Consider the following 4,107-nt stretch of genomic DNA (forward strand, 5'->3'; position numbering starts at 1 on the left):
TGCCAGCGCGGTCTGCCGTCCAGCGTTGAATCCTACCCGGGTGGTCGTTTTGGCGTGCTCGGGCGCGGGCCTTGCCGGATGGGGAAAAGGATTTATGGTGCTGGCAATTCAGGTCGGCGACCCAGGATTAACCCATTAAACATTGAAATACTAACGCCACACGTTAAAATTTCAAAGATGATTGACCGACAAACCCTCACCACACTGTCTGAGCGCCTGCACGAAGCCCCAGCGGTGGTGCTGCTCGGACCGCGTCAGGTGGGCAAAACCACCTTGGCGCTCACGCTGGCCGACACCTGGCCAGCTGGCTCAACTTACCTCGATCTGGAACGTCCGGCAGACCGTTTGCGGCTGCAAGACGCCGACGCATTTTTGCGCGCCCAAGGCGGCAAATTGGTCATCCTCGATGAAATCCACCGCATGCCGGGCCTGTTTGAAGTCCTGCGCGGCATCATCGACGAGCGCCGCCGTGCAGGCCAGCGCTTTGGCCATTTCTTGCTGCTGGGATCGGCCTCGCTGGACTTGATGCAGCAAAGCAGTGAAACGCTGGCTGGGCGCGTGGCCTATCTGGAGATTGGCCCTGTTCACGGACTCGAATGGTCCGCCGCCGATCTGGACACGTTGTGGCTGCGCGGCGGTTTTCCGGACAGCTTGCTGGCCGCCAGCGATGCGGCCAGCCTTCGCTGGCGCGAAGACTTTGTGCGCAGCTACTTGCAACGCGACGTGCCCATGTTTGCGCCGCGCCTGCCAGCCGAAACCGTGGGCCGTCTGTGGACCATGTTGGCGCACCAGCAAGGAGCCTTGTTACAACAAAGTCGTTTGGCCCGTGGCTTGGGCGTGAGCAGCCCGGCAGTGGAACGCTACATCGACTTGCTGGTGGACTTACAGCTGGTACGCCGCCTGCGGCCCTGGAGCGGCAATGTGGGCAAACGCCTGGTCAAAACGCCCAAGGTGTATGTACGCGACAGCGGGCTGGTGCACGCTTTGCTAGGCCTGGGTAGCTTGCATGACTTGGCAGGTCACCCTGTGTGCGGCCCCAGTTATGAGGGCTTTTGCATCGATAACCTGATGGCCGCCGCCCACCCGCAATGCACGGCTTACAGCTACCGCACCCATACGGGGGCCGAGATCGACCTCTTGATTGAGCGTGCAGGCCAGCCGTGGATGGCCATCGAAATCAAACGATCCACCGCGCCCACCCTGAGCAAGGGCTTCGACATCGCCTGCGCAGACCTGAATATCGACCAGCGCTATGTGGTTTATCCCGGCACCGAACGCTTTCCGATGCGTTATGGCGCGCAAGCGATTGGGCTGGTTGAATTGATGCAGGTATTGCGCACAAGCTGAGGGAATTTGCTCGGCGTTAACGCAACCGATCGAACGGCTCTTGGTCTCTGAGCTCAGCCGCCCAATTAGCCAATTGGCAATTTTTTCATTTTTGTTTGAGTACTGCTACTGACAAGCCTGAAGCCACAAACGTCAATCCAGCCCCCACATTGAGCCCAGCGACAACCCGCGGTTTCTGGCGCAGCCAAGACGACAGACGTGACGAGAAAATGCCCATCAAAGCAAAGCCTACCGCTGTCAGAAATGCGAACCAGCAACCATAAACCAGCATCTGAATCGTGACCGAACCACGATCAAGACTGACAAACTGAGGAATGAAGGCCAGCACAAAAAGACCCGGTTTGGGGTTGAGCGCCGCTGACAAAAAACCAGTCGCAAAGATCGTGGACAAAGGCTGTTTGGCTGTCTACGCAAAACTGATCAGATTGCGCGACCGCAAGACCTTGGCCCCCAACCAGATCAAATAGACGGCCCCGGTCAGCTTGACCACCCAAAACGCCAGAGCCGATGTCTGCATAAGCAAGGTCAGTCCAAAAGTCGCCGCAGCAACGTGAAACAAAATTCCGGCACCCGAAGAGACACCCGAAACAATCGCTGCACTTTTACCTTGACTGAGGCCACGCCCAATCGCCAGCAAGTTGTCCGGGCCAGGGGTCAACATAAGCAACAAACATGCTGCGGTATAGGCAGCCCAAATTTCAAGTGGGAACATGGTGAATCTCCTGAACGTGTGAATGCTTAAAAATGACATAAAAGCATACCAATTAATTAACTCAATCCACCTCTCAGCTGTCCTTTTTCGTCCCCTTCTGGTCTCGCCCAGCCCTGTGCATCGTTGTGTCTGATTCGCACAATGGACACATGTTCAACGCCCACACCAGCGCACCATGACCAGCCAACACACACACCAAAAATCCGCTCTGCTCATCATCGATGTGCAGCAGTCATTCTTGCGCATGCCGTATTGGTCGTCTGGACAACTCGCGCCATTTCAACAAGCGCTGTTGAAACTGGAAGCAGGTTGTCGCGCAGCGGATGTACCGGTGGTGCACATTTTTCACATCGACGACGATGCGCCTTTTCGTGCCGAGTCGGGCCTGATCCGTGCCATGGACTGGCTGCCGGGCGAGCCCGCCGCACGCTTTGACAAGCATGTGCACAACGCCTTCACCGACACCGGGCTCGACAACTGGCTGCGCCGTCAAGGCGTGCAGCGGCTCATCATCAGCGGCATCCGCACCGAGCAATGTTGCGAGACCACGGCCCGTGTGGCCTCGGACCTGGGCTATGCGGTGGACTTTGTGTCCGAAGCGACGCTGACTTTCCCGATGACGCACAAAGGCACCGGCCAGACTTTCAGCACCCAAGACATCACCACGCGCACCGAGTTGGTCTTGGCTGACCGCTTTGCGCGCATCGTGAACGTGGATACTTGTCTGTCCAGCCTTTGAATCGCCCACCAGGAAACCCCATGCTCCAACTGCGCCCCAACTGCGAATGCTGCAACCGCGACCTGCCGCCTGAGGCGCTGGAAGCGCGGATTTGCTCTTTTGAATGCACCTTTTGCGTCGAGTGTGCAGACACGCGCTTGCAGGGCATCTGCCCCAATTGCGGTGGCGAACTGGTGCGCCGCCCGGTGCGCCCTGCGGCCAAGCTGCTCAACAACCCTGCATCGACCGAACGGGTGTTCAAACCGCAGGGCTGCCTTCCACTGGCTTGATCTCGGAAATGACCACCCCGCTGACCATATACTTGGTCCTCACACCCGGCGTGCTGTTACTCGACTATGCAGGTCCTGCCGAAGCGCTGCGCATGGCTCGCGACATGGGCGCACCGCTTGTCATGCACACCTGCGGACCGTGCTCTGGCGTGAAAACATCGCTGGGCACGCAACTGGCCGACATTGAGCCTCTGCCCCAGCGTCTGCCACCGAACTCCCTGGTGCTGATCACCGGCAACAGCCACGAGCAAGAAGACTACGCCACTCCAGCAGCACAGCAAGTGGTGCAATGGCTGCAATCCGCGGTGCTGCCCGACACACGACTGGCCAGCATTTGCTCGGGTGCTTTGCTGCTGGCCATGGCGGGCCAACTCGACGGCCTGCGCTGCACCACACACCACACGCTCCTTGATGATTTGCAAGCCTTGGCCCCCACCGCACAAGTGCAAGCCGACCGGATTTTTGTGGATGACGGCCGTGTGCTGACCAGCGCAGGCATCACCACCGGCATCGATCTGGCGCTTTACATCGTTGAACAAGTGGCCAATGCCGCACTGGCAGCGCAAGTGGCGCGGCGCTTGGTGATGTACACACGGCGCGGCCCCAACGACCCACAGCTTTCTCCTTGGCTGGCGCACCGCAACCACATGCACCCGGCGGTGCACCGCGCACAAGACGCCCTCACGACAAGTCTTGTCCAAGACCCGGCCCGCCGATGGTCACTGCCCGAGCTGGCTGATGTGGCCTTCGTGAGCCCCCGGCATTTGTCACGCCTTTTCATGCAGTACACCGGCATCAGCGTGCTGGACTACCAGCAGCAACTGCGCATGGCGCGTGCGCAAGAGTTGATGGCGCACAACCCGGCACTGACCCAGGAGCAACTGGCCGAGGTCTGCGGCTTTGGCTCTGCGCGGGATTTCAGGCGAGTTTGGGCCAGATGCTTGTAGAAAGTCGATTTATCCTTGTATTTTGAATATCGTATATTTAAAATACAAGGATGTTTAAACGCATCGCCCAAAACACACTGGCCTCACACCTCA

Annotated in this window: 4 protein-coding genes and 1 pseudogene; 4 read left to right on the plus strand and 1 reads right to left on the minus strand. The window is 58.7% G+C overall.

Annotated features, from left to right (window positions below; translation table 11 throughout):
- Positions 1–177 precede the first annotated feature (177 nt).
- A complete protein-coding gene (locus ACIQ47_RS14935; protein ID WP_396438852.1) occupies positions 178–1,347 on the plus strand; it encodes an ATP-binding protein in 1,170 nt (389 codons plus the stop codon).
- A gap of 85 nt (positions 1,348–1,432) precedes the next feature.
- Here the strand turns inward: ACIQ47_RS14935 and ACIQ47_RS14940 are convergent.
- Positions 1,433–2,098: pseudogene (locus tag ACIQ47_RS14940) on the minus strand (LysE family translocator).
- 136 nt (positions 2,099–2,234) lie between these two features.
- Between ACIQ47_RS14940 and ACIQ47_RS14945 the strand changes: the two are divergent.
- Genes ACIQ47_RS14945 through ACIQ47_RS14955 form a run of 3 tightly spaced genes read left to right on the plus strand, consistent with a single transcriptional unit; the run spans position 2,235 to position 4,014 of the window.
- The gene (locus tag ACIQ47_RS14945; RefSeq protein WP_296293380.1) at positions 2,235–2,798 is read left to right on the plus strand and encodes an isochorismatase family protein; all 564 of its coding nucleotides are present in this window, start codon (positions 2,235–2,237) and stop codon (positions 2,796–2,798) included.
- A gap of 20 nt (positions 2,799–2,818) precedes the next feature.
- Complete coding sequence (locus ACIQ47_RS14950; RefSeq protein ID WP_296293379.1) at positions 2,819–3,067, plus strand: DUF1272 domain-containing protein; 249 nt, start codon at positions 2,819–2,821, stop codon at positions 3,065–3,067.
- Between the two features lie 8 nt (positions 3,068–3,075).
- Positions 3,076–4,014: a GlxA family transcriptional regulator gene (locus tag ACIQ47_RS14955; protein ID WP_296293378.1), complete on the plus strand. Its 939-nt coding sequence runs from the start codon at positions 3,076–3,078 to the stop codon at positions 4,012–4,014.
- The last annotated feature ends 93 nt before the right edge of the window (positions 4,015–4,107 follow it).

It is taken from the genome of Limnohabitans sp. (assembly GCF_044373035.1).
Lineage (GTDB): Bacteria > Pseudomonadota > Gammaproteobacteria > Burkholderiales > Burkholderiaceae_C > Limnohabitans_A.